The organism is Quadrisphaera setariae (assembly GCF_008041935.1).
In the GTDB taxonomy this organism is placed as follows: Bacteria; Actinomycetota; Actinomycetes; order Actinomycetales; family Quadrisphaeraceae; genus Quadrisphaera; species Quadrisphaera setariae.
On sequence record NZ_VKAC01000019.1, the window covers coordinates 16,495 to 39,475 of the forward strand.

At 75.3% G+C, this 22,981-nt stretch carries 20 protein-coding genes; 9 read left to right on the forward strand and 11 right to left on the reverse strand.

Annotation, left to right across the window (positions count from 1 at the left end; all coding sequences use genetic code 11):
- The first annotated feature begins 86 nt into the window (after positions 1-86).
- Complete coding sequence (locus FMM08_RS21755; protein ID WP_147928451.1) at positions 87-1,157, forward strand: hypothetical protein; 1,071 nt, start codon at positions 87-89, stop codon at positions 1,155-1,157.
- 32 nt (positions 1,158-1,189) lie between these two features.
- Positions 1,190-1,867: a M15 family metallopeptidase gene (locus FMM08_RS21760; protein ID WP_147928452.1), complete on the forward strand. Its 678-nt coding sequence runs from the start codon at positions 1,190-1,192 to the stop codon at positions 1,865-1,867.
- Here FMM08_RS21760 and FMM08_RS21765 read toward each other — a convergent pair.
- The 4 genes from FMM08_RS21765 to FMM08_RS21780 all read right to left on the reverse strand — a co-directional run bounded on the left by FMM08_RS21765 (position 1,836) and on the right by FMM08_RS21780 (position 6,516).
- Complete coding sequence (locus FMM08_RS21765; protein ID WP_147928453.1) at positions 1,836-2,885, reverse strand: GNAT family N-acetyltransferase; 1,050 nt, start codon at positions 2,883-2,885, stop codon at positions 1,836-1,838. The genes FMM08_RS21760 and FMM08_RS21765 overlap by 32 nt on opposite strands.
- Before the next feature lie 80 nt (positions 2,886-2,965).
- Complete coding sequence (locus FMM08_RS21770; RefSeq protein WP_147928454.1) at positions 2,966-4,531, reverse strand: GGDEF domain-containing protein; 1,566 nt, start codon at positions 4,529-4,531, stop codon at positions 2,966-2,968.
- Positions 4,532-4,640: 109 nt separating this feature from the next.
- Positions 4,641-5,528: a HEAT repeat domain-containing protein gene (locus FMM08_RS21775; protein ID WP_147928455.1), complete on the reverse strand. Its 888-nt coding sequence runs from the start codon at positions 5,526-5,528 to the stop codon at positions 4,641-4,643.
- Between the two features lie 232 nt (positions 5,529-5,760).
- The gene (locus FMM08_RS21780; RefSeq protein WP_147928456.1) at positions 5,761-6,516 is read right to left on the reverse strand and encodes a TetR/AcrR family transcriptional regulator; all 756 of its coding nucleotides are present in this window, start codon (positions 6,514-6,516) and stop codon (positions 5,761-5,763) included.
- Positions 6,517-6,621: 105 nt separating this feature from the next.
- Between FMM08_RS21780 and FMM08_RS21785 the strand changes: the two genes are divergently transcribed.
- The gene (locus FMM08_RS21785; RefSeq protein WP_147928457.1) at positions 6,622-8,160 is read left to right on the forward strand and encodes an MFS transporter; all 1,539 of its coding nucleotides are present in this window, start codon (positions 6,622-6,624) and stop codon (positions 8,158-8,160) included.
- Here FMM08_RS21785 and FMM08_RS21790 read toward each other — a convergent pair.
- Positions 8,144-8,992, reverse strand: coding sequence for a TIGR03620 family F420-dependent LLM class oxidoreductase (locus FMM08_RS21790; RefSeq protein ID WP_147928458.1), 849 nt, complete (start codon positions 8,990-8,992; stop codon positions 8,144-8,146). The two genes, FMM08_RS21785 and FMM08_RS21790, sit on opposite strands and share 17 nt — an antisense overlap.
- A 107-nt stretch (positions 8,993-9,099) precedes the next feature.
- Between FMM08_RS21790 and FMM08_RS21795 the strand changes: the two genes are divergently transcribed.
- Complete coding sequence (locus FMM08_RS21795; protein ID WP_147928459.1) at positions 9,100-9,324, forward strand: hypothetical protein; 225 nt, start codon at positions 9,100-9,102, stop codon at positions 9,322-9,324.
- Here the strand turns inward: FMM08_RS21795 and FMM08_RS23900 are convergent.
- Both FMM08_RS23900 and trpS read right to left on the reverse strand, forming a co-directional pair.
- Positions 9,314-10,465, reverse strand: a complete 1,152-nt coding sequence (locus FMM08_RS23900; protein WP_147928460.1) for a GNAT family N-acetyltransferase — start codon at positions 10,463-10,465, stop codon at positions 9,314-9,316. The two genes, FMM08_RS21795 and FMM08_RS23900, sit on opposite strands and share 11 nt — an antisense overlap.
- Before the next feature lie 57 nt (positions 10,466-10,522).
- Positions 10,523-11,623 (reverse strand): tryptophan--tRNA ligase, encoded by a 1,101-nt coding sequence (trpS, locus tag FMM08_RS21805; protein ID WP_147928461.1) that lies wholly within the window; start codon positions 11,621-11,623, stop codon positions 10,523-10,525.
- 186 nt (positions 11,624-11,809) lie between these two features.
- On the opposite strand from trpS, the gene FMM08_RS21810 reads away from it, so the two are divergent.
- Positions 11,810-12,322, forward strand: coding sequence for a DinB family protein (locus FMM08_RS21810; RefSeq protein ID WP_222711072.1), 513 nt, complete (start codon positions 11,810-11,812; stop codon positions 12,320-12,322).
- A 65-nt stretch (positions 12,323-12,387) separates the two neighbouring features.
- On the opposite strand, the gene FMM08_RS21815 is transcribed toward FMM08_RS21810, so the two are convergent.
- Positions 12,388-13,854, reverse strand: a complete 1,467-nt coding sequence (locus FMM08_RS21815) for an MFS transporter (protein WP_147928462.1) — start codon at positions 13,852-13,854, stop codon at positions 12,388-12,390.
- 119 nt (positions 13,855-13,973) lie between these two features.
- On the opposite strand from FMM08_RS21815, the gene FMM08_RS21820 reads away from it, so the two are divergent.
- Entirely contained in the window at positions 13,974-14,618 is a 645-nt protein-coding gene (locus FMM08_RS21820) for a TetR/AcrR family transcriptional regulator (protein WP_222711073.1), read from the forward strand.
- Between the two features lie 88 nt (positions 14,619-14,706).
- On the forward strand, positions 14,707-16,518 hold the full coding sequence (locus tag FMM08_RS21825) for a putative bifunctional diguanylate cyclase/phosphodiesterase (RefSeq protein WP_147928463.1): 1,812 nt from the start codon (positions 14,707-14,709) through the stop codon (positions 16,516-16,518).
- Positions 16,519-16,568: 50 nt separating this feature from the next.
- Here the strand turns inward: FMM08_RS21825 and FMM08_RS21830 are convergent, their stop codons facing one another.
- The 3 genes from FMM08_RS21830 to FMM08_RS21840 all read right to left on the reverse strand — a co-directional run bounded on the left by FMM08_RS21830 (position 16,569) and on the right by FMM08_RS21840 (position 19,557).
- On the reverse strand, positions 16,569-17,078 hold the full coding sequence (locus tag FMM08_RS21830; protein WP_147928464.1) for a hypothetical protein: 510 nt from the start codon (positions 17,076-17,078) through the stop codon (positions 16,569-16,571).
- Between the two features lie 112 nt (positions 17,079-17,190).
- Positions 17,191-17,916: an HD domain-containing protein gene (locus FMM08_RS21835; protein ID WP_147928465.1), complete on the reverse strand. Its 726-nt coding sequence runs from the start codon at positions 17,914-17,916 to the stop codon at positions 17,191-17,193.
- A 144-nt stretch (positions 17,917-18,060) separates the two neighbouring features.
- Positions 18,061-19,557, reverse strand: coding sequence for a helix-turn-helix transcriptional regulator (locus FMM08_RS21840; RefSeq protein ID WP_255472684.1), 1,497 nt, complete (start codon positions 19,555-19,557; stop codon positions 18,061-18,063).
- Positions 19,558-19,787: 230 nt separating this feature from the next.
- Here FMM08_RS21840 and aceA point away from each other — a divergent pair, with 230 nt between their 5' ends.
- On the forward strand, positions 19,788-21,170 hold the full coding sequence (gene aceA, locus FMM08_RS21845) for an isocitrate lyase (protein WP_147928466.1): 1,383 nt from the start codon (positions 19,788-19,790) through the stop codon (positions 21,168-21,170).
- Between the two features lie 179 nt (positions 21,171-21,349).
- Positions 21,350-22,978 (forward strand): malate synthase A, encoded by a 1,629-nt coding sequence (aceB, locus tag FMM08_RS21850; protein ID WP_439653579.1) that lies wholly within the window; start codon positions 21,350-21,352, stop codon positions 22,976-22,978.
- Positions 22,979-22,981 lie beyond the last annotated feature (3 nt).

Sequence of the window (22,981 nt, forward strand, 5' to 3'; positions counted from 1 at the left end):
TCCTGTGTCGTAGCCGGTAGCGACTCTCCGGGGGCGCGCCGGTGATCGCATCCCGAGAGCGGCAGGTCAGCCCTAGTGTGCGCGAGGTGGAGGGTGATCGACGCGGACCCGACTCCTGGGTCGGCTGGGCGTTCGTCGTGGCGTCCGCTGCCTGCCTCGTCGCGGCGGGGAACTGGTGGAACACCTGGCGCTCGGTGCGGGCCACGGACGCCGGCAGCCTCTACGACGACCAGGCCGAGCAGCGGATGCTGTTCTGGCTCACGTGGGCGGCCATCGCGGCTCTGGCCGCGGGGGTCGTGTGGGCGGTCCGCCGGTGGGGCCGCCGTGGCGTCGACGGCGACGCCACCACCACCAACGGCTCGGGCGCACCGGCCACGCACAGCGCTGCAGCCGCGGGGGCCGGCGTCGTCGTCGACGTCCCTCCGGCCACCCACCTGGACTGGCAGGTGCCGACCGCCCCGCGGCTGCTGCACTGGACCGACCGGCTGCGGTGGGCGCTCGGTGTGGGCTGGCTGGTGCTGCTGCTCGTCGGGGTGCTCGCCGGCACGCGGATGAGCACCTTCGACGACGCGCGTGCCGCCGTCGCGTCCGGTGCCGTGCGTGAGGTGACCGTCGCTGGCGCGCTCGAGGCAGGAGACACGGGGTGGACCACGCAGGAGGTGCTCTGGCGGGAGGGGTGGACGCGGCACCGAGCGGAGGTGAGGTGGTCCGGCGCCTCGGTCGGCTCCGACGTCGGGGACCTGGCTGAGCAGTCCTCGGGACCAGACGACGTGCCGGTGCTGGGCCGCGATGTCGCCGACGTCCTCCGTGACGCGCAGCCGGGGCTCGTGGTGCACCGCTCCGACACCTGGAGCCTCGGCTCGACGAGCTTCCTCGGCTGGTACCTGCCGGCGCCGCAGGTCTTCGGGCCGGTGCTCCTCGCCGGGGCGCTGCTGCTGCTGTTCCTCGTGCTCAACGTGCCGCCGACGTGGCGGCTGACGCGGTGGGCGTGGTTCTGGGTGGGCGTCACGCCGGTCGGGGCGGTGCTGTTCGCGCTGTTCGCCGGCCCGACACCGGGACTGCCGCGGCCTCGCCACCCGGGCGAGCGCATCGGTGGTGTCGTCGCGTTCGTCTTCTCCCTGGTGGCGGGGTCGCTGCTGCACTGGGGCCCTCGCTGACCGGAGCGGTCCGGGTGCGAGACTCCGCGGCTGTGCCCGCAGTGATCCTCATGGCCGACGCGCGAGTCGCCGCCGTGCCCGTGCGCGAGTGCGGCGAGCCGCTGCTCGACGCCGCCGCCAGCCCCCACCTGCGCGTGGACGACCGGATGGCCGACGGGCAGGGCCACTGGAGGATGCTGCGGCAGGGCGTGGTCGAGCGCCTCGAACGGGCCGCGCGGCTCCTGCCGGACGGGGTCGGGCTGCTGGTGCTCGAGGGGTACCGGACGCCGCAGCAGCAGGCCCGCGCCTTCACCCGTTACTGCGACGAGCTCCAGGAGCTGCGCCCTGAGCTCCAGGGCGCTGCCCTGCGCGAGGCGGGCAGCCGCTACATCTCACCCCCGGAGGTCGCGCCGCACCCCTCCGGAGCGGCTGTCGACCTGACGCTGTGCGACGACGACGGCACCGAGCTCGACCTCGGCTGCGCCTACGACGCCACCCCGGAGGTCAGCGGCGGTACCTGCTTCACCGACGCCCCGGGGCTGACCGGACCCGCGGCGGCGAACCGCCGACTGCTCGTCGAGGTGCTCATCGCCGCCGGCCTGGTCAACTACCCCACCGAGTGGTGGCACTGGTCGTACGGAGACCGCTACTGGGCGCTGCAGAGCGGTGAGCCGGCCGCGCTCTACGGGCCGCACGACCTCACGGCGCGTCCACGAGCAGCAGGGGCCTGAGGAGGGCCACGGGGAGGCCGTCGAGGGCGGTCTGCAGGTGCGGGTCGTCCACGTGCCCGTCGAGCTCGACCCAGCCACCGCCGTCACCGACGCCGCCGTCACCGACGCCGCCGTCACCGACGCCGCCGTCACCGGCGCCGCCGTCACCGGCGCCGCCGGCACCGAGGCGGGCGACCTCGGTGAAGGTCCTCCCCAGGGCGGCGCGCAGCAGGGCGACGCCGCTGACGCCGATCGGTACGCCGACGGCACCGACCTCCGGCACGACCGTCTCCGCCACGGCCTCCCACCCTCCGTCGGCGGGGAAGACGAGAACCGCCGCGACGAGCCGCCCCCACCACCAGACCCCCGAGCTGCGCACCCGGTCCACGTCGGCGGCGGTGGCGGCCGCTACCTCTGGGAGGGCACGGCGAGGCGGTCCCGGGGGGACGGGCGACCACGCGGAGTGGACCCAGAGGTACTGCTCGGCGAAGGCGTCGGCGACCTGCTCGACGGTGAGCTCCTCCAGACCTCCGACCGCCAGGCCGGGGGCGTCGGAGGGCGCCGCAGGAGTTCCGTGCCGGTCCGTCCACGCGAGCACGCGCAGGTCCGTCGGGTCGACCACCTGCCCTGGACACCGCTGCTTGACGCGTCCTCCGGCCGCAGCGAGGAAGCAGAGGCCCGCGGCGTTCGACGGACGCAGCTTGCTCGCCAGCGGCAGCCCTCCTGGACGGACCGCGCGCACCGCGGCGAGGAGCCGCCGCCCGATCCCGCGCCGGCGCCAGTCCGGGTGCACGTCCACCGCGCACGAGTACCGGTCCGGGTGCACCCGGTTCCGTGCGACCGTCGCCGCCCCGAGGACCCACCCGTCGGTCTCGGCGACCAGCGTGCGCCGCCAGCGCTCACCGTCTCGCGGCGGCCCGTGGAGGGCGTGGAACTGCGCCGCCCACAGCGGGTCGGCGCCGGGCTCGAGCAGGTCCGCGACGGCAGGGGCGTCGCTGGGTCCCCACGCGCGGAGCACCGGGGCGGCGGTGGCGTCCACCTCGCGATGCTCGCGCAGCCCGCCGTCCTGCGCACCGCCGACCGGGCGTGCGGCTGGGGACGTGCCCACCGGCGACGGGTCTACCTGCGTCGGCCTGGACGCGCTCCCCCGAGGCCGGCACCGAGGTGGTGCGGCACCTGCCGGGAGGCGCCGGCGCCGCGCTGCTGCCGCAGCTGGCGCTTGGCGGCGTACATGCGCTGGTCGGCCTCGCGGACCAGCGCGTCCGAGGACGTGCGGAGGTCCGTGGGGAGCTCGCTCGACGCGGCGACGCCGACGCTGGCGGAGACCGCTTCGAGCACCCGGCGAGGCTCTGCGACCCCTGCCCCGCCGGAGAAGGGCACCGCGAGGGACGCGAGGAGCCGCTGGCGCAGCTCCGCGGCGGCCTGTTCGCCTCCGGCCAGCGGCGCAGCGTCCGCGACCAGCACGGCGAACTCGTCACCGCCGAGCCGCGCGACCACGTCCTCGGCGCGCACCGCGGTCCGCACCCGCTGCGCGACCGCCACCAGGAGCGCGTCTCCCTCGGCGTGGCCGCAGGTGTCGTTGACGGCCTTGAAGCCGTCGAGGTCGCAGAACGCGACGACCACCGCGCGCCCCGACCCCTCCGCGGCGACGAGGGCGGCGTCGAGCGCCTCGGTGAACGCCGCGCGGTTGGCCAGCCCGGTGAGCTGGTCGCTGTACGCCAGAGCCGTCAGCGCGTCCGACCGCAGCTGCAGCTCACGGGCCAGCCGCCGGTTCTCCACCACCACCAGCGCCTGGCGGAGCACGAGCACGGCGGTGAGCAGCAGGGTGGCGCTCAGCTCGACCAGTCCGAGCTGGCGCTGCGTGGCAGCCACGAGCACGGTGGGCACCGCTGACGCGAACGGCACGTACGGCAGTCCGGCGAACACCCCGCCGGTGAGCTCACGGCCCCAGGGCCGTCCGGCCCCGCCCCGGGCCACGGCTGCCGCGGACGCCAGGACGAGGGACAGGGCGTTGCCGACCGCGGGCCACCCCCCGGGGACGAACTCACCGGAGCGGACGAGCAGGAGGTAGGCCAGCTGGCCCGCGGCGGCCACGAGACTGGCGGTCGCGAGGAGCTGCACCGACGCCGGGGGGCGGCACCGAGCGGCCAGCACGAGGGTCGCTGTGGTGACGGCCACGGCGGACAGGACGCTGCCCGAGGCGAGGACGACGTCGGCCCGCGTCACCGTCCCCTCGCTCAGCGCGGGCGCGACGAGGCCGAGCCAGCCCAGCAGGAAGAGGCCGCCACCGGCGAGGAGGCCGTCGAGCAGTGTGCGCAACCGCGAGGTCGACGCGTGCGCCGCTCGCACGGCCAGGACCATCGCGACCGGGATCAGCAGCGCGACCACCAGGTAGCCAGCAGAGGTGAGCGGCTCGCGCCGGGGGTCGCCGCCCAGGACCAGCTCGACCCAGGCGAAGCGCACCTGCGCGGCGCTGTAGAAGACCATCGCGGCCCCGTACGCCGCCCAGGGCGCCACCGCACGGGCGCCGCGACCCGCACGGGCGGTCAGCAGGGCACGACGGCAGAGCAGGACAGCCGCCGTGACGCTGAGGACCACGAGGAGGAGGTCGAGCACGGCCTGCGACGTCCCGCTGGGGAGCACGACCACCGCACGTCCAGGTCCCGCGACCACCACGAGCAGCACGGCGCCAGCAGCCAGCGCCAGCCCGAGCCACCGACCGGACCGATGGCTGGACCGCTGAGTGGGGACTGCGCGGTGTCGGTCGGTCACGGGTGGAGCGGGCACGCCCGGGTCATCGACCGGTGACCGATCTCCCTGGAGTCGCTCTTGGGGGGTCACCCGGCTGCCCGGGCAGCACGGACGTGCCGAGCAGCTGCGACAGCTCCGCGCGCGCCGGGTCGTCGTCGACCCACCACAGCCGGCTCGGCACCTGGTGGGCGACGGGCTCCCCCGCGCCGTCCACGTCGACGACCCGGGTGCTGGGCCAGCTGCCGTGCAGCTCGCCGTGAGGGACGCCCCGGCGGCGCGCGTCGACGGCGACCTCGCGCAGCCGCGCCTCGACGGCCGCCGCGGCGGTGGCGGCCTCGGGCCGGCAGCGGCGCAGGGCGAGGTCGACGGCGTCGGTGAACTCGTCGGCGTCGTCGGCCCAGCCGCGGGCCAGCCGCTCCAGCGGCTCCAGCGGCTCCAGCGGCTCCACCAGCGACGGATCGGCCAGCGCCGCGGCTGCTTCCAGCTGCAGCTGCGTCACCGTCACCGGCTCCGGCCCGCTCAGGGCGAGGACGAGGGCGTCCAGCGCCCGCACGTCGCCCGTGGCCGCGAGCGCCCGCAGCGCCTCGCAGCGGGTGTCGAGGTGGGGGTCGTCCAGACGGACCGCGAGAGCGTCACGCGTGGCCGGGTCGTCGGCCTCCTGCAGGCCGAGGGCGAAGCAGGCCCAGTCGCGGACGTCGGCGACGGGGTCGGCGGTCATCGGCACGAGCGCGGTGGCGCGGTCGTCGTGCGCGAACCCGAGGGCGCAGACGGTGAGGGCCAGCGCGTCGTCGTCGCCGTCGTCGTGGGTGGCGTCCAGGAGGGCAGCGAGCTCGGGCAGGGAAGCGTCGACGTTCTCCGGGTGCCCGTTGACGAGGTCGAGGAGCTCCTCCGCGCGCAGCGCGGCACCCGTGGGCGGCGTCTCGGGGTCCACCCGCCCGTGCTGTCGCGCCTGGCTCCGCGAGGTCACCCGGTTTCCCGCACCGCTGACGGGTCGTCGCGGAGGCGCCCCATCAATGCTCTTCCCGCCCCATCGACGCAGTTGACGCCCCATCGATCGCGCTGATGGGGCGTCACCTGCGGTCAAGGGGCATGAGCTGCGCCGCTCGTGCCGCCGGTGCACCTCCCGCCGCGCGAGCGAGCGCCTGAGCGCCGCACCGGTCGCGTCAGCGGCCGGCCTGCCGGCGGATGCCGTCGAGCAGCAGGTCGAGCCCGGCGATGAAGACCACCTCGTCGTCGTGGGTGGCGAACTCGTCGACGATGTGGTGGACGAAGGGGTACTCCGCCTCGGGCAGCGAGCGCCACACGTCAGCCGCCTCGTCGAGACGGGACGCGTCTTCCCTGTCGAAGGTGGCCAGGTCTTGCGCGGCGCCGTCCTGGGGATGGCGGCCGAGGTCGGACGCCACCCCGATGACGTACCCCGTGACCGCCGAGACGGCGTGGAACCGCTGGCGGGCCGTGAGGTCGAGGCGCATCGCCTGCTGACCCATGCGCTCGTAGAGGCGCAGCCCGTTGGGCTGCAGCCCTGAGTCGCGCTGGAAGTAGGAGCCCAGCCAGGGCCGCGGGGCGATGACGCGGTAGAACGCCACCGCCATCTCCCGGAGCCCCTCGACGGGGTCCTCCGCGCCGGCGGCACCCTCGGTGGCCACGAGCACGTCGGTGAGCACGTGGTCGCTGGCGCGGGCGACCAGCTCGTCCTTGCTGGAGACGTACCAGTAGATGCTGCCGACCCCGCCGCCCAGGCGGGCGGCCAGCGCGCGGAACGTCAGCGCCTGCTCCCCCGCCTCGTCGAGCAGGGCGGCGGCCTCCGAGACGACGGCCTCCAGGGAGTGCGAGGCGCGCTGGCGCGTCCCGGCCTTCCCGGGCCGCGGCTGGGGTCCCCCTGCGCGGACGGAGCGGGGGGTGGTGCGTGCATCCGCCATGCCGACATCCCACCACACGCTTGCGCACGGACCGAACGACGTTCTATGTTGACCGAACGTCGTTCGATACCGAGCGCTCACCACCACCCCGAGAGGAGGGACGCCATGAGCCCCAGCACCGCCAGCACCTCCGCCAGCCCCGCCCAGACGCCCACGACCGACCCCACCGCACCGACCACGACCCGCACGTACACGTCGCTGAAGGCGGCGTGGGTCCCGCTGCTCGCGCTGTGCCTGGCCTTCTTCGTGGAGATGGTCGACAACACGCTGCTGTCCATCGCCCTGCCGACCATCGGCCGAGACCTCGGCGGCAGCACCACCGCGCTGCAGTGGGTCACCGGCGCCTACTCCCTGACCTTCGGCGGCCTGCTGCTCACCGCCGGCTCCGCCGCAGACCGCCTCGGCCGGCGCCGCGTGCTGCTCGTGGGACTCGCCGTCTTCGGCGTCGTCAGCCTGGCCGTGGTCTTCGTGACGACGACGAGCGAGCTCATCGCCCTGCGCGCGGCCCTCGGCATCGCCGCGGCGGCGATGGCCCCCATCACCAACTCCCTCGTCTTCCGCCTCTTCGACGACGAGGCCCTGCGGATGCGGGCGATGACCGTGATGATCGTCGTCGGCATGAGCGGGTTCGTGCTCGGCCCGCTGCTCGGCGGCACCGCCCTGGCCCACGTCAGCTGGGAGTGGCTGCTGCTGGTGAACGCCCCCATCGCCCTGGTCGCCTGGGTCGGGGTGCGCCTCGGGGTGGCCGCCGACCGCCGCGAGGACCTCACCCACGACCGCCTCGACCTGCCCGGCGCCGTCCTGTCCACGGCCGCGATCGGCCTGGCCTGCTACACCCTCACCAGCGGCATCGAGCACGGCTGGCTGTCCTTCGCCACCACCGGCTCCGCGCTCGGCGCAGTGCTCGCACTGGTCGCCTTCGTCCGCCACGAGCGCCGCACCGCCCAGCCCATGCTCGACCTCGGGCTCTTCCGCGACGGCACCATCCGCGGCGCGTCGATCGCGCAGGTGGGCACGTCCATCGCGATGGCCGCGGTGATGTTCGCGCTGATCCTGCACTTCCAGTACGCCTACGGCTGGAGCCCGGTGCGCGCCGGCCTGGCCAACCTGCCGCTGATCGTCACGATGGTCCTGGCGACGCCCCTCTCCGAACAGCTCGCGCGGCGCTTCGGCCACCGCGTGGCCTGCCTCGTCGGCGCCGGCCTGCTCGCAGGGTCGCTGGCCGGCCTGGCGGTCGGCGTCGACCACGGCTACCCCGTGATCGCCGCCTGCATGGTGGTCATGACCGTCGGCCTGCGCACCGTGATGACCATCTGCGCCGTCGCCCTCGTCAGCGCCGCACCGGCGAACCGCACCTCGCTGGCGGCCTCGCTCAACGACACCGCGCAGGAGGTCGGCACGAGCATCGGCACCGCCGTGGTCGGCACCCTCATCGCTGCCCTCGTCACGGCCACGCTGCCTGCCGGCACGTGGAGCACCGAGCTCGTCAGCTCGTTCTTCCACGGCGAACGGATCGCCTTCGCGGCGCTCGCCGTCGTCGTCGGCCTCGTCGCGGGGGCAGGAGCGCTCTCGCTCACGAGCTCCCGCAGCACCGAGGAGCACCCCGCCCCGACCAGCAGCCCGGCGGTCACCCCCGCGGCGTGAGCCCCAGCGCTCCCGCGAGCGCCCCCAGCGCGCCGGCCACGTCGCTGCCCGCAGGCACCACCTGCACGCAGACGTGGTCGGCGCCGGCGTCGAGGTGGGCCCGCACTCCGGCGGCCACGGCGGCTGCACTCCCGTGGACGACGATCGAGTCGACCAGGCGGTCGCTGCCCGGCAGCGCGGTGTCGGCCCCGGTGAAGCCGCCGCGGTGCATCGTGGCGGTGTAGTTCTCCAGCTGCAGGTAGCGGGACAGGAAGTCGCGCGCGGCGGCGCGAGCGGCGTCCTCGTCGGTCTCCAGCACCACCGTCTGCTCCGGCGCCACGAGCGGCCCGTCGCCCAGGTCGGCGCGCATCTGCCCGGTCTGCGAGGGGACCGTGAGGTAGGGGTGCGTCCCCACGGCCCGTTCAGCGGACACCGCCAGCATCTTCGGTCCCAGCGCCGACAGCACCCGCGCGCCGACGGGCACCCCGTGCTCGTCGAGCACGTCGAGGTAGTGGCCCATCGCCTGCAGCGGGCGGACCCGTTGCGGGGTCGCCTCGCGGTGGCCCGAGCCGATCCCCAGCAGCAGCCGGTCGGGGAAGCGGGCCTGGACGCGGTGGTAGGCCGCGGCCAGCTCGGCGGGGTCGGTCATCCAGATGTTGGTGATCCCGGTGGCGACGACGAGGGCGTCCGTCACCTCGAGGAGCCGCTCGGCGGCCACCAGGTCGGCCGGTGGGGAACCGCCCAGCCAGACCGTGCCGTAGCCGAGGCGCTCCACCTCCGCCGCCAGCGCCGGGTCGGTGTCGGTCACGCCGCGCCAGACGCCCACGGCGCCGAGGCGGTCCTGCCAGCTCATGGTCCCCAGCCTGCGGTCGCGCCACGCGCACGGCCACCCGTCGCGCCGCCTTGGTCCCAGGGGGGGCGGTGGGGGACGATCGGGAGCCCGGCCCCGAGGAGGCGCCCGTGCTCCCGCAGTTCCCGCTCCCCGCCTGGCTCGACGGCTTCGGCAGCGCCGTCTCGCTGATGGCGCTCATCGGATGGGCCGCGTCCGCCGTCCTCGTGGTGGTCGGTGCGGTGGCCCTCGTGCGCGAGGCGCGACGTCGCCGCCGCGTGGCGCTCGCCGACGCCGTGGCCGAGGGCCGGGGGTTGGCCCGGCCTGAGCGCACCCGGCGGCGCATCAGGCGTTGAAGCGCACGAACGACCGCAACGACCCGCAGGGCTCCTCGCCGACCTGCGTGAACCCGAGCGAGGCGTAGAAGGCGCGCTGGCCCGGTTCGTCGTCGGTGAGCAGCACCTGCTGGCGCACTCCGGCGAAGGGCCGCAGGGCTTCGCGGACGAGGGCCGTCCCGACCCCGCAGCGCTGGTGGTCGGGATGCACGAGGAGGTCCTGCAGGTAGGCGATGCTCGCCCCGTCGGAGATGACGCGGGCCAGCCCGGCCAGCTGCTCACCCCGGCGGGCGACGACGACGCGGGCCGACCCCGTCAGCGCCGCCGACAGCAGGGCCGGGTCGTCGGCGTAGGCGCTCCAGCCCACGGCGCGGTACAGGGCGACGACCTCCGCGAGCCCGGTCCCCACGAGGGTGAGACCCGGTCCCCCCTCGGCGGGCACCAGGTAGGTCGCGGGCCCCCGCTCCCCGCGCTGCTCCGCCTCGTCCTCGCGGAGCACGCGGCGCTGGCTCGCGCCGTCGTCGAGGGCGGCGACCACAGCCGGGTCCTCGTCGTTCCGGAGCACCTCCACGACGTCGTCGGTGAGGTCGTCCTGGGCGGCGAGGTACCAGCGCGCCACCGGTGACCCGTGCCGCGCCACGCGCAGGGCGCGCTCGTGGTCCCAGGGCAGGCCCTCCGGTGGTGCGTCGGTCCGCTGCACCGCCAGCTGCAGCGAGCACGGCGCCGCGAGCGCCTCCAGGTGGTCGGGCAGCGGAAGGGGCGCGGGGAAGGGCGAGAGGTGGAGCGATACCTCGACGTCCGCCGTCGTCCAGCGGGGCCAGTCGAGCCGGTCCGGGTCGAGCTCGTGGTCCAGCGGTCGTCCCGTCCCGCCGGAGCCCAGGTGGCGGGCCAGACGGGTGGAGGCACCGGCGACGACCTCGTGCTCTCCGTCGGCGAAGACGCTCAGGCTCGGTGGGTGCTCGGCGGACTGCACGCTCCACCCGGGGTGGGAGGGGCAGGTCCAGCGCCCGCCGCTGCGCCCCCGCCGCCAGCCCGCCCGTTCCAGGCCAGCGGCGAGGGAGTCGGCGTCGTCGAGGAGCCCGGCGACCACGGCCTCCCGCAGGACCGCCAGCACCGGCTCTGGGACGTCGGGCGAGGTGAGCAGCGCGCGGTCTGCGGTCATCGCGCCATCGTCGTGGACGCCCCAGCGCGGCCAGCGCGGCCAGCGCGGCCAGCGCGCTCAGTAGGCCATGTCCATGACCGACCGGACCTCGGCGAGCGTCGCGTCGGCGACCTCGTTGGCCCGGGCGTTGCCGGCCCGCAGCACCTCGAGCAGCACCGTCCGGTCGGCCACCAGCTCCGCGCGGCGCGCCCGCAGCGGGCGCAGGTGCTCGTTGACCACCTCGGTGACGAGCGCCTTCAGCGCCCCTGCGCCGGCCGACCCGACGGCCTCGGCCAGGGCCTGCGGCGACCTGCCGGAGAGCAGGGACGCGAGCAGCAGGAGGTTGGCCACCTCCGGGCGGCGCTGCGGCTCGTAGGTGATGTGCCGCTCGCTGTCGGTCCTGGCGCCCCGCAGCAGCCGTGCGGTCTCGTCCTCGCTGGCGCGGAGCTCGATCGCGTTGCGGCGCGACTTGCTCATCTTCGTGCCGTCGGTCCCCAGCAGGACCGGAGCGGCGGTGAGGAGGGCGACGGGCTCGGGGAAGAACGCCTCGCCCCCCGCGTACCGCTCGTTGAACCGGCGGGCCACGGTCCGCGTGACCTCCAGGTGCGGCAGCTGGTCCCGGCCCACCGGCACCAGGCCCGCGCGGCAGAAGAGCACGTCGGCCGCCTGGTGCACGGGGTAGGTCAGCAGCAGCCCAGACAGCGGGCGCCCGCCGGTGGCCTCCGACTCCGCCTTGACGGTGGGGTTGCGGCGCAGCTCGGCGTCGGTGACCAGGCTGAGGAACGGCAGCAGCAGCTGGTTGAGCGACGGGACCGCGCTGTGCGCGAACACCGCCGTCCGCGCGGGGTCGATGCCGGCGGCCAGGTAGTCGGCCACCAGCTCGAGCACCGTGGCGGACAGCGCGCCGACGCCGTCGCGGTCGGTGATGACCTGGTAGTCGGCCACCACCAGCACCACCTCCACGCCCGCGTCCTGCAGGCGCACCCGGCTGGCCAGCGTGCCGACGTAGTGGCCCAGGTGCAGCGCCCCGGTGGGGCGGTCTCCGGTGAGCACCCGGAACCGCGACGGGTCCGCCGCCACCTCGGCCTCCAGTGCGGCGCTGCGGGCAGCGGCTGCGGCGAACGAGGAGTCCGCCGACGAGAGGGGCGCGGTGGTGAGCGCGGTGTTCGAAGGGTTCATCGCAGAGCTCCAGGGGGTGGGGGGAGCTGCCTGCGGGGTGCCGCCGTGCGGGGTGCGCGCCGGGCTGTCCTCAGACAGCCCGTGGGGTCGGGTCAGGGCCGTCGCGAGGACGGCCACCACCCGGTGCGGACGATCAGCACGCCCTGACGGTACCCACCGCCAGGTGGTGCGTGCCAGCCTGGCGCGGTGTCAGACAGCGCCCCGACGGCCGACCCGTCCTCCGTGCCGCTCGCTGACGAGCGCACCCAGCTCACCGCCTTCCTCGAGCACCACCGCGCCGCGATCGAGGCGACGCTCGACGGCCTCGACGACGAGCAGGTGCGCCGCCGCCTCGTCCCGTCGGCGACCACCCTGCTGGGTCTGGTCGAGCACGTGACCTGGATGCAGAGGATCTGGTTCGAGGAGTGCGTCGCCGGGACGCCCCGCACGCAGCTGGGTGTGGTGACGACCCCGGACGACAGCTTCCGCCTGCACGACGACGACACCACCGCCTCCGTCCTCGCGGCGCACCGCACGGCGTGCGCGACCGCCCGGGAGCTGGTGGCCGGCCGAGACCTGGACGACGTCGTCACCGGTCACCGGGCGGGGCCGCGCACCCTGCGGTGGGTGCACCTGCAGGTGCTGCGGGAGCTGGCCCACCACTGCGGGTACGCCGACGTCCTGCGCGAGCAGCTGCTCGCGCAGGACCCGCCCTCCTGAGCGCACCGCTGGGCCGCGGGGGCTGCACGACGGCTGCGGTCCGGGCGCAGGCTCCCGACGGGGGCTCAGCCCTCGGCGAGGTCGGTGACGCCCGCGCTCTCGGCGCGCACGCGGCGCTGTCGCACCGACGGTGCGAGCAGCGCACCGATCAGGGCGAGCACCCCGACACCCGTGGCCGCCCAGAAGCCGGTGTCGAAGGCGGCGTCGGTCGGCAGGCCCTGCGGTGTGCTGTGAGAGGTGATGACCGCCGCGATGACCGCGGTGCCGATGCTGCTGCCGATGGTGCGGACCACGGTGTTGGCGCTGATCGCCTCACCGGTCTGCGTGGCGGGGACCGCCTCGATGATGGCGTTGGAGCAGGCGGCCAGGGCCATGCCGATGCCCACACCGGTGAGGATCCCGGACAGCACGACCTGCCACAGGTGCGCGTGGGACGCAGCGGGCACCACGAACGCCGCGACCACGGCGACACCACCGACCACCATCGGCACCTTCGGACCGACGCGGCGCACGAGGATCCCTGCGACCGGCCCGGCGACCACCATCGCCACGACGGTGGGCAGCAGGTACAGCCCGGCCTGCGTGACGTCCTTGCCGAAGCCGTAGCCGAGCTGGGTGGGCAGCTGCAGCAGCGTCGGCACCAGCAGGAAGGTGCCGAACATCGCGAAGCCGAACGCCAGGGCGACCAGGTGCGCCGTCCAGACGCCGCGCACGGTGAACAGGCGCACGTCGACGAGCGGCTCGGCGGTGCGCAGCTCCACCAGCACGAAGGCCGCGAGGGCCACGACGCCGAGGGTGAGCAGCCCGAGCGTCGCGGCGCTGGCCCAGCCCCAGTCCTCACCCTCGCCGACGGCGAGCAGCAGCGACACGAGAGCCACCGAGAGCACCGCGGTGCCGGCGACGTCCAGGCGCCCGGGCTTGCGCACCGGCGACTCCTCCATCCCGAAGACCGCACCGAAGAGGGCCACGACGACGAGGACCGCCGGCAGCCAGAACAGCCAGTGCCAGGACAGGTGCTGCACGATCGGGCCAGCGGCGACGATGCCGACACCGGCACCGATGCCGAAGATGGCCGAGAGCAGGCCGATGGTCACGCTGACGCGCTCCTGCGGCAGCTCGTCGCGCACGATGCCGATGGACAGCGGCATCACCGCGCCCGCGGCGCCCTGCAGGACGCGTCCGACGACGAGCGCGCTGAGGTTGGGGGCGAGCGCGGCGACGACGGTCCCCACCAGCAGCAGCGCCAGGACGACGATGAGCACCCTGCGCTTGCCCACCATGTCCCCCAGGCGCCCGAGGACGGGCGTGAGCACGGCGGCGGCGAGCAGGTAGGCGGTGAGGACCCAGCTGGCAGCGCTGGTGGTGACGCCCAGGTCACGACCGATGGTGCCGAGCGCCGGGGCGACGAGGGACTGCAGGACGGCGAAGGAGAGGCCGCCCAGTGACAGGTAGAGGACGATGCCGGTGCTCTTCGGGCGGCGCCCGTCCGACAGGGCGCGCTCGGGCGCCGCCGCAGCAGCGGTGGTGGACACGGATGGTCTCCTCGCGAGAGGTCAGGGCGACCGGACTCAAGTCAACGGTCGATGACTTGACCTTAGGGCGGGGGGCGCGCTTTAGTCAACAACTGCTGACATCAAGTCGAGGGAGTGTCGTGGAAGACACCGCACGCCGCCGTGACGCAGGCCGCACACGGCGACGCCTGCTGGACGCGGCTCGCGAGCGCTTCGCCGCTGACGGCTTCTCCAGCACCACCGTGCGCCAGGTCGCCGACGACGCCGGCGTGGACGTGGCGCTCATCAAGCGCTACTTCGGCTCCAAGGAGGGCCTGTTCGAGGCGTGCCTGGCCGCGGCCGTGGACGACCTCCGGGAGCAACCCACCCCCGAGGGCGCGGACGACGTCGCCACCCGCATCGCCCACAGGCTGCTCGGTCCCTTCGACGCCGCCCCGGGCGAGCAGGGCCGCTCGGGCTCGCAGGCGCTCCTGCTCCTGCTGCGCTCGTCCGGTGACGCCGGAGTGGACGACCTGCGCCGGCGCGTGCTGCACCACCACAGCGAGGCCCTCGCTCACCGCCTGCGCGAGCAGTCCCGCACGCGGGGTGCCCGCGGAGCGGGTCTGGCCAGCACCGGCGACGAGCCGCTGAGCGAGGCGGAGCTGCTGCAGGCGCAGGTGGCGCTGGCCGCCGTCGTCGGAGTGGCGGTGCTGCGCTCCTCCCCGGGACTGGAGCCGCTGCGCTCAGCGTCACCCGACCAGCTCGCCGGCGTGCTGCGCGCCCTGCTGGGCGCAGCCCCCGTCTGACCGCCAGGTGGTCGGGCGGCCCCGCGCCACCTGCTGTTCACCGAGCAGCGGCTTCAGCAGCTGCGGTGCGCGGTCGACCCCACAGGACGTGAGCGTCGATCTGCGTGCTGCACTGGGAGGCCAGGCCTCCCCCACCGGCGACGTCGCGCACCTCGTGCGCCCGCTGCGCGTCGTGGGCGCAGCGACACCGTGCGACGAGGTCGACGCGCTCTTCCGCGCCGAGCCCGACCTGGAGTGCCTGGCGGTGCACCCGGCCGCGGACCGCGCCGGCGAGGACAGCGGAGCCAGCTGCTCCTGGGGACTGGTCTCCCGCGGCCCGTTCCTCACGGCGATGGCGGGGCGCCTGGGGTACGGACGCTCCGTGCACTCGCGCCGCCCGGTCAGCGCGCTCACCGACTGGGCACCGCTGGCGGTCTCGCCGCGCGCCACGGTCTCGCAGGCCGCACAGCGGATCCTCCAGCGCGACCGCTCCACGCGGTACGACCAGGTGCTCGTGGTGGGCGAGGACGGCGAGCCCGGCCACCTCGAGGTGGAGGACGTGCTGCGCGAGCTGGCGGCCGAGCTGGCGGAGAAGGCGCTGACCGACCCGCTGACGGGGCTGGCCAACCGGGAGCACTTCCTCGGGCGGCTCGGCGCCGCGCAGCCGCCGCTGGTGCTGGTCTACGTGGACGTCGACGACTTCAAGGCGATCAACGACGGCTACGGGCACTCCACCGGTGACCAGGTGCTGCAGCGGGTGGCCGACCGCCTGCGGGGGTGCGTGCGGCCCGGTGACGTGGCCGCCCGCCTGGGCGGCGACGAGTTCGCGCTGCTCCTGCACCCCCCTGCCGGCAGCGGGCGGGCGGTGGAGTGGGCGCAGCAGGTGGGGCAGCGGCTGCTGGCGCGGCTGACCGAGCCGGTGCAGCTCGGCGGGCGGGTGCTGCCCGGCCAGGCCAGCGTCGGCGTGGCGGTGGGCCTGGAGGCGACGTCCTTCGACGCCTCGGCCCTGCTCCACGAGGCGGACCTCGCGATGTACGGCGCCAAGGCCGCCGGCGGCTCGCGCTGCGCCGTGGTGGAGGGTGGCGCCGCGCCGTCCATCACCACCGCACACGCGCCGGACCGCACCGAGCTGCACGCCGCCGTGGCGCAGGGGCGCTTCGTGGTGCACCACCAGCCCATCGTCGACGTCCTCTCGGGGCGGCTCACCAGCACCGAGGCCCTCGTCCGCTGGGACCACCCGCACCGCGGCCTCCTGCCACCGGCGGCCTTCCTCGGAGAGGTCGCCGCGGCGGGCTTCGCCGCCGACCTCGACGAGCACGTCCTGCGCACCGCGCTCGCGCAGCAGGTCCGCTGGAGCACCGACCTCGGGACCGACGCCCCCTGCCACGTCAACGTCAACCTGTCCGTCCCCGCGCTCCTGCGCGAGGACCTCGTGCCGCTGGTGCTCGCGGAGCTGGAGCGCGCCGGGCTGCCGGCGCACGTGCTGCGCCTGGAGCTGCCCGAGATCGCCACGACGGCGCACGTGGCAGCCGCCGCCGGCTCGCTGTCAGCGCTGCGCGACGCCGGCGTCGGGGTGGCCCTCGACGACGTCGGGACGGGCGCCGCCGGTCTGGCGCACCTGCGGGACCTGCACCTGGACGGACTGAAGATCGACAGGCGCTACGTGGTGGGCATGCTCACCGACGAGCGCGATGCGGCCGTGGTGAGGATGCTCGTGGAGATGGCCCACGGCCTCGGCGCTGCCGTCACCGCCGAGGGCGTGGAGACCCCCGCGCACCTGCAGGCGCTGCGCGACCTGGCCGCGGAGCGCCCCGGCCGGCGGCTGCACGCGCAGGGCTACGCCATCAGCAGACCCCTGCCGCCGGAGCAGCTCCAGGCGACCTGGGCGGCCAGCCGGGCCCGGGCCGCCAGCCCGGGCTGACGGGTGACGACCGGCTGGGCCCCGCGCCCCCGGCACCGGGAGCAGGTCGTTCAGGCGGCGCTGACGAGCACGGGCGGACTGCTCACGCGGCTCAGGGGCAGGACCCACAGCGGGTCGTGGTCGCCCGCCGCCCCCGCCGCCGAGGCCGGGTCCCACGCAGAGCTGGCCGGGTCCTGGAGGGTCCGCAGGTAGACGTCGCCGCCGGACGTGCCGGTGAGGGCGTAGATCCAGTAGCGCTGCCCCAGGGACCCGGCGACCAGCAGGTCGGAGTGGCGCGCCCGCACGGACGGCTGGTGCTGGGAGAGCAGCTGCACCTCGATGAGGCGCTCGGGAGAGCCGTCGGCGTCGAAGCTCAGGTAGCGGCGGCGCGACCAGAAGCGGGTCCCGCCCGGGACCGGCGCGTCCCACGCGGCGCGCGCCATCACCACGGCTTCGCTGTCCATGTCCTCCCAGGCAGCCAGGGTCGCGTCGACCAGCCGACGTCCCTGCTGGGCCTCCCAGCGGCGCACCACGGCGACGGGGTCGGCGCGCTCGACGAGCGAGCCTCTCCCGGTTGCCACCCCACCATCGTGAGGGCGCCGACTGGTGAGCGCCTGCAGATCCGCTGGATGTTCACCCGCGCGAAACCTGGGGCCGCACCGCGCCCGCAGCACCGCGCCCGCGACGGGGCCCTCAGACCGCGCTGGGGCGCCCGTCGCGGGCGAGCAGCAGGCGGTCCTCGGTGGCCCGCACGGCGGCGATGAGCGCCGGACCGCGCTGCGCCTGGCAGCGGACCTGCGCGCTGTCCGGCCCGTGGCGCTCCAGCACCTCCGCGATGCGCTGGTGCACCGTGACCCGCCGACCGTCAGGGGCCGTGGTCTGGTCCGCCCACGTCAGCGCGTCGGCCACCGGGCCCGACCAGTACCCGGGCCTGCGGAAGGGCTCCAGGAGGTGGCCCACCTGGCGCACGCCCGCCACGAAGCGGGCCCCCGAGTGGTGCGCCACCAGCCCGACCAGCGCCGGCGGCCACAGGCTGCGCTGCAGGTGCACCGCGCCGTCCACGGGGTGGAAGCCGGTCTGGGCGATCGCCGGCGCGTAGCCGACGTCGTGGAGCCAGGCGGCGGCGAGCAGGAGGTTCACCTGCTCCGGCGCCACGGCGCCGGAGCCCTCGGCGGCGCGCTCGGCCACCGCCAGCGTGTGGCGCCAGCGGCGGCCGCCGTCGTCCACCGTGGACAGCAGCTGCTGGGCCAGCTCGCGGGCCTGGTCGACCAGGTCGTCGTCGAGGGCCACGGTGTGCGCCTCCGACGGTGCGCCGTGCGCGCTCGGTCCGGTCCGCCCTCCCCGGGGGTGGGGTGCGAGCAGCGGCACCGGGCGCAGGGGCGACCACGCGGTGAACGCAGAGCGTCGTCCGGACGACATGGTCGACAACGTAGTGGCTGCCGCCGGGGCTCGCGGTGCCCGACCCGGACGCGGTGCTGGCCCTCCGACGGGTGGTGACGACGACGCGTGCCCGGCCGGCGGAGCAGCCCCTCCGGCGGACCGCTGACCGGCTGACCCGCCGCGTCAGCTCCTCGGTGCGTGCGCCTGCAGGAAGTCGTAGACGTCCGGGGTGTCCACGCCGCCGAAGGAGCCCACCGGGGTGGACGCCAGCAGGCTGGCGGGGGTGCGCGGGCTCGCCCACGCCCTGCCCTCCCAGCGCGCGGCCACCTCCGGCGCCGCCTGGCGGCAGCAGCCGGGGTCCGGGCAGCGGGAGGTGGCGCGCTCCGCGGTCGCCCGCCCCCGGAACCACTTCACGTGCGCGTAGGGCACGCCGAGCGCCACCGAGTGGTCGAGGGCGTCCCCGGAGCTGCTGGGCTGGGTGCGGGCGGTGCACCAGAAGGTGCCCGCCGCGGTGTCGGTGTACTGGTGGTACGGGCTGAGCTGGTCGGCGATGTCGAAGACGGTGCGCACCGTCCAGTGCCGGCACACCGGCTGGCCCTCCACCGCTCCGAGGGCGTCGGTGGGGAAGCGGACGCCGTCGTTCTCGTACGCCTTGAGGATGCGACCGGCGCGGTCGACCTTCATGAAGTGCACCGGCAGGTCCAGGTGCACCGTCGCCAGGTTGCTCAGGCGGTGCGCGGCGGTCTCGTAGGGGACGGCGAAGGCGTCGCGCAGGTCCTCCACCGACAGCTCCCGCTCGGCCTTGGCCCGCCGCAGGAACTCCACCGCCGAGGTCTGGGGCATGAGCAGCGCCGCCGACAGGTAGTTCGACTCCACCCGCTGGCGCAGCAGCTGGGCGTAGGAGCGCGGCTCCTCGTGGCCCAGCACGATGCTCGCGAGCGCCTGCAGGAGCGTGGTGCGCGGGTCGCCGGAGCCGCCCACCCGCGCTGACGGCAGGTAGATGCGGCCGTGCTCGAGGTCGGTGACGCTGCGGGTGGTCGGTGGCAGGTCGCTGACGTAGTGCAGGGAGAGGCCCAGGTGCGCCGCGAGCGCCGCGCACCGCCCCTGGGACAGCGGCCCGCCGGTGTGCCCGACGGCGGCGAGCAGCTCCGCGGCGCGCCGCTCGAGGTCGGGCTCGTGGTTGTCGCGGGCGCGCCACTGCGCGCGCAGCTCGGCGTTGGCGCGACGGGCCTCCTCGGGGGTGGCCGAGCGCTCGGCGTGCAGGCGCAGCACCTCCTCCTGCAGCCCCACCACCAGCTCCAGGACGTCAGTGGGCAGCCCCCTGCCCACGCGCACCTCCGGCAGCCCGAGCCCGGCGAACACCGCACCCCGCTGGTGGCGCTCCAGGGTGATCTCGAGGGCGTCCCGGTGGGTCGGCGGCGCCTCCTGCAGGAGCTCCGACAGCGGACAGCCCAGCGCCGCGGCCACCGCCTGCAGCAGCGACAGCTTGGGCTCGCGCTTGCCGTTCTCCAGCACCGACACCTGGCTCGGGGCGCGCCCGACAGCCGTCGCCAGCTCCTCCAGGGTCATGCCCCGCGCGGTGCGCAGGTGCCGCACGCGCCGGCCCACGGTGAGGGCGTCCAGCCCGGCCGCGGGGGCGGTGGGACGGGCGGCGGGACGGGCTGTGGCGTCGGTGCTCACGGTCCGAGGGTGGCACACCGGCCGCTCTTCGCGGAAGCAGAAGAAGTTCGAGACTTCTGCCCGCAGGAGCCTGGCGACGACGAGAAGCAGCCCAGCAGAGTGCTCTCACGACGACGAACCGTCGTCCTGCTGGCGGGTGACCAACCTCCCACCAACCTCTCGCCCGGCGCTGCGCAGACCCGTGGAGCGCCGGGTGGGTCCCCCTCGCCGCCACCGCACAGGAGACCACCATGACCACGCTCGCCGACCGTCCGACGGCCCAGCCCCACCAGACCGCCCAGGCCCGCCCCACCGACACGGCCCGCGCACCGCTGCCGGGCGACCAGACCGAGACCGCCGAGCAGATCGCCGCCCGCTGGGCCGGCGACCCCCGCTGGGCCGGGGTCACCCGCACCCACACCGCCGCCGACGTCGTGGCGCTGCGCAGCTCCGTCGCGGTCGAGCACACCCTCGCCCGCCGCGGCGCCGAGCGCCTCTGGCGCCAGCTGCACACCCGCGAGTGGGTGCCCGCGCTCGGCGCGCTGACCGGCAACCAGGCCGTCCAGCAGGTCCGCGCCGGCCTGGAGGCCATCTACCTGTCCGGCTGGCAGGTGGCCGCGGACGCCAACACCTCCGGGCACACCTACCCCGACCAGTCGCTGTACCCGGTCGACTCCGTGCCCACCGTGGTCCGCCGCATCAACAACGCCCTCCTGCGCGCCGACCAGGTCGACAGGCTGGAGAACGGCGGCACCGCCACCCGCGACTGGCTCGCGCCGGTCGTCGCCGACGCCGAGGCCGGCTTCGGCGGACCGCTCAACGCCTACGAGCTCATGACCGCGATGATCGAGGCGGGCGCCGCCGGCGTGCACTGGGAGGACCAGCTGTCCTCCGCCAAGAAGTGCGGCCACCTGGGCGGCAAGGTGCTCGTCCCCACCTCCCAGCACCTGCGCACCCTGGCCGCGGCGCGCCTGGCCGCCGACGTCGCAGGCACCGACACGGTCATCATCGCCCGCACCGACTCCCTCGCCGCCGACCTCATCACCAGCGACGTCGACGAGCGCGACAGGCCCTTCCTCACCGGTGAGCGCACCGCGGAGGGCTTCTTCCGCACCCGCCCCGGCGAGGAGACCACCATCGTGCGCGGGCTGGCCTACGCCGAGGTCGCCGACCTGCTCTGGGTCGAGACCGGCGTGCCCGACCTGGCGCAGGCGCGCAGGTTCGCCGAGGCGGTCCACGCGAGGTTCCCCGGCAAGCTGCTCGCCTACAACTGCTCGCCGTCGTTCAACTGGAAGCGCCACCTCGACGACGCCACCATCGCGCGCTTCCAGCGCGAGCTGGCGAGCATGGGCTACGCCTTCCAGTTCATCACCCTGGCCGGCTTCCACGCCCTCAACCACTCCATGTACCAGCTGGCCCGCGGCTACCGCGAGCACGCCATGAGCGCGTACGTCGAGCTGCAGGAGGCCGAGTTCGCCGCCGAGGCCGACGGCTACACCGCCACCCGCCACCAGCGCGAGGTGGGCACGGGGTACTTCGACAGGGTCTCCACCGCCGTCGACCCGGCCAGCACCACCCTGGCCCTGCACGGCTCCACCGAGTCCGAGCAGTTCGAGGGGGGTGCTCCCCGATGAGCGCGCAGACCACCCAGACCCGGGACTTCGGCGCCCGGACCGGTTTCGCGCCCCCGCGCCGCTGGGACTCCCCCCTCGTCGTCGTCCCGTCGACCCAGCAGAGCCCTCCTGGCGACGACGACCAGCGCGGCCAGCGACGGGCGCTGCTGCCGCGCCACGGCGTCCAGGTGGTGGGGAGCATGCCCGAGCGGGCCGAGGAGGTGCTCACCGACGAGGCCCTGGCGCTGCTCGGTGAGCTGCACCGCCGGTTCGCGGGACGCCGCCACGAGCTGCTCAAGGCCCGGGCGGAGCGGCAGAGGCGCATCGACGGGGGGTTCACGCCGGGGTTCCTGCCCCAGACCGAGCAGGTGCGGCGCGACCCGTCCTGGCGGGTGGCCGGCCCCGGGCCCGGCCTGGAGGACCGCAGGGTGGAGATCACCGGTCCGTGCGAGCCGAAGATGGCCGTCAACGCCCTCAACTCCGGCGCCCGGGTGTGGCTGGCCGACCTCGAGGACGCCTCCTCCCCCACGTGGGAGAACGTCGTCACCTCCCAGCTGGTGCTGCGCGACGCCGCGCGCGGCCAGCTGCGGCACACCGCGGCCGACGGACGCACCTACCAGGTGCTCCCCGTGGGCGAGGGGGACGGCCACCGCCCTGTCGACACGACGATCGTCATGAGGCCTCGCGGGTGGCACCTCACCGAGAAGCACCTGCGCGTCGCCGACCCGCGCGACCCGTCCGGGCAGGGCTGCCCGGCGTCGGCCTCGCTGGTCGACTGGGCGCTGTTCGCCACCGGGTGCGCGCGGGAGCTGGTCGCGGCCGGCAAGGGCCCCTACGCCTACCTGCCCAAGCTGCAGAGCCACCTGGAGGCGCGGCTGTGGGACGAGGTGTTCACCGTCACCGAGGAGCACCTGGGCCTGGCCCGCGGGACCGTGCGCGCCACGGTCCTCGTGGAGACGGTGCACGCCGCCTTCGAGATGGAGGAGGTCCTCTACGAGCTGCGCGACCACTGCACCGGGCTCAACGCCGGTCGGTGGGACTACATCTTCTCGGCGATCAAGACCTTCCGGGAGCGCGGCCCGCGCTGGGTCCTGCCCGACCGCGCCGACGTGACGATGGGGGTGCCGCCGATGGCCACGTACGCGCAGCTGCTGGTCGAGACCTGCCACCGGCGCGGGGCGCAGGCGATCGGCGGGATGAGCGCCTTCATCCCGCAGCGGTCGGACCCGGCCGCCACGGAGCGGGCGCTGGAGAAGGTCCGGGCGGACAAGGACCGCGAGGCGGCGATGGGCTTCGACGGCTCCTGGGTGGCGCACCCCGGTCTGGTCGCGGTGGCGCAGGGGTCGTTCGACGCCGTCCTCGGTGACGCCGTCGACCAGCGCGACAGGCCCGTGGTGGACCCGCTCCCCTCGGACGCCACCACGGCGGCGCGGCTGCTCAACCTGGCCTCGGTGCCGGGGCGGGTCACCTCCGACGGGCTGCGCACCAACGTGTCGGCCGCGGTCCGGTACGTCGCGGCGTGGCTCGGCGGGACCGGCGCCGTGGCCATCGACGGGCTCATGGAGGACGCCGCCACGGCGGAGATCTCCCGGGCCCAGGTGTGGCAGTGGATCCGCTGGCGGGCCACCACCGCCGACGACGGCCGACCCGTCACCCGCGAGCGCGTGGAGGCGGTGCTGGACGACGTCGTGGAGTGGCTGCCGCGGCACGACGGCGACCACGTCGACGAGGCCGCGCAGGTCTTCCGCGAGGTGGCCCTCGGTGAGGGCTTCCCGCCGTTCCTCACCACGGTCGCCTACGTCGAGCACCTCGTGGAGCGGCGGGGCTGACGC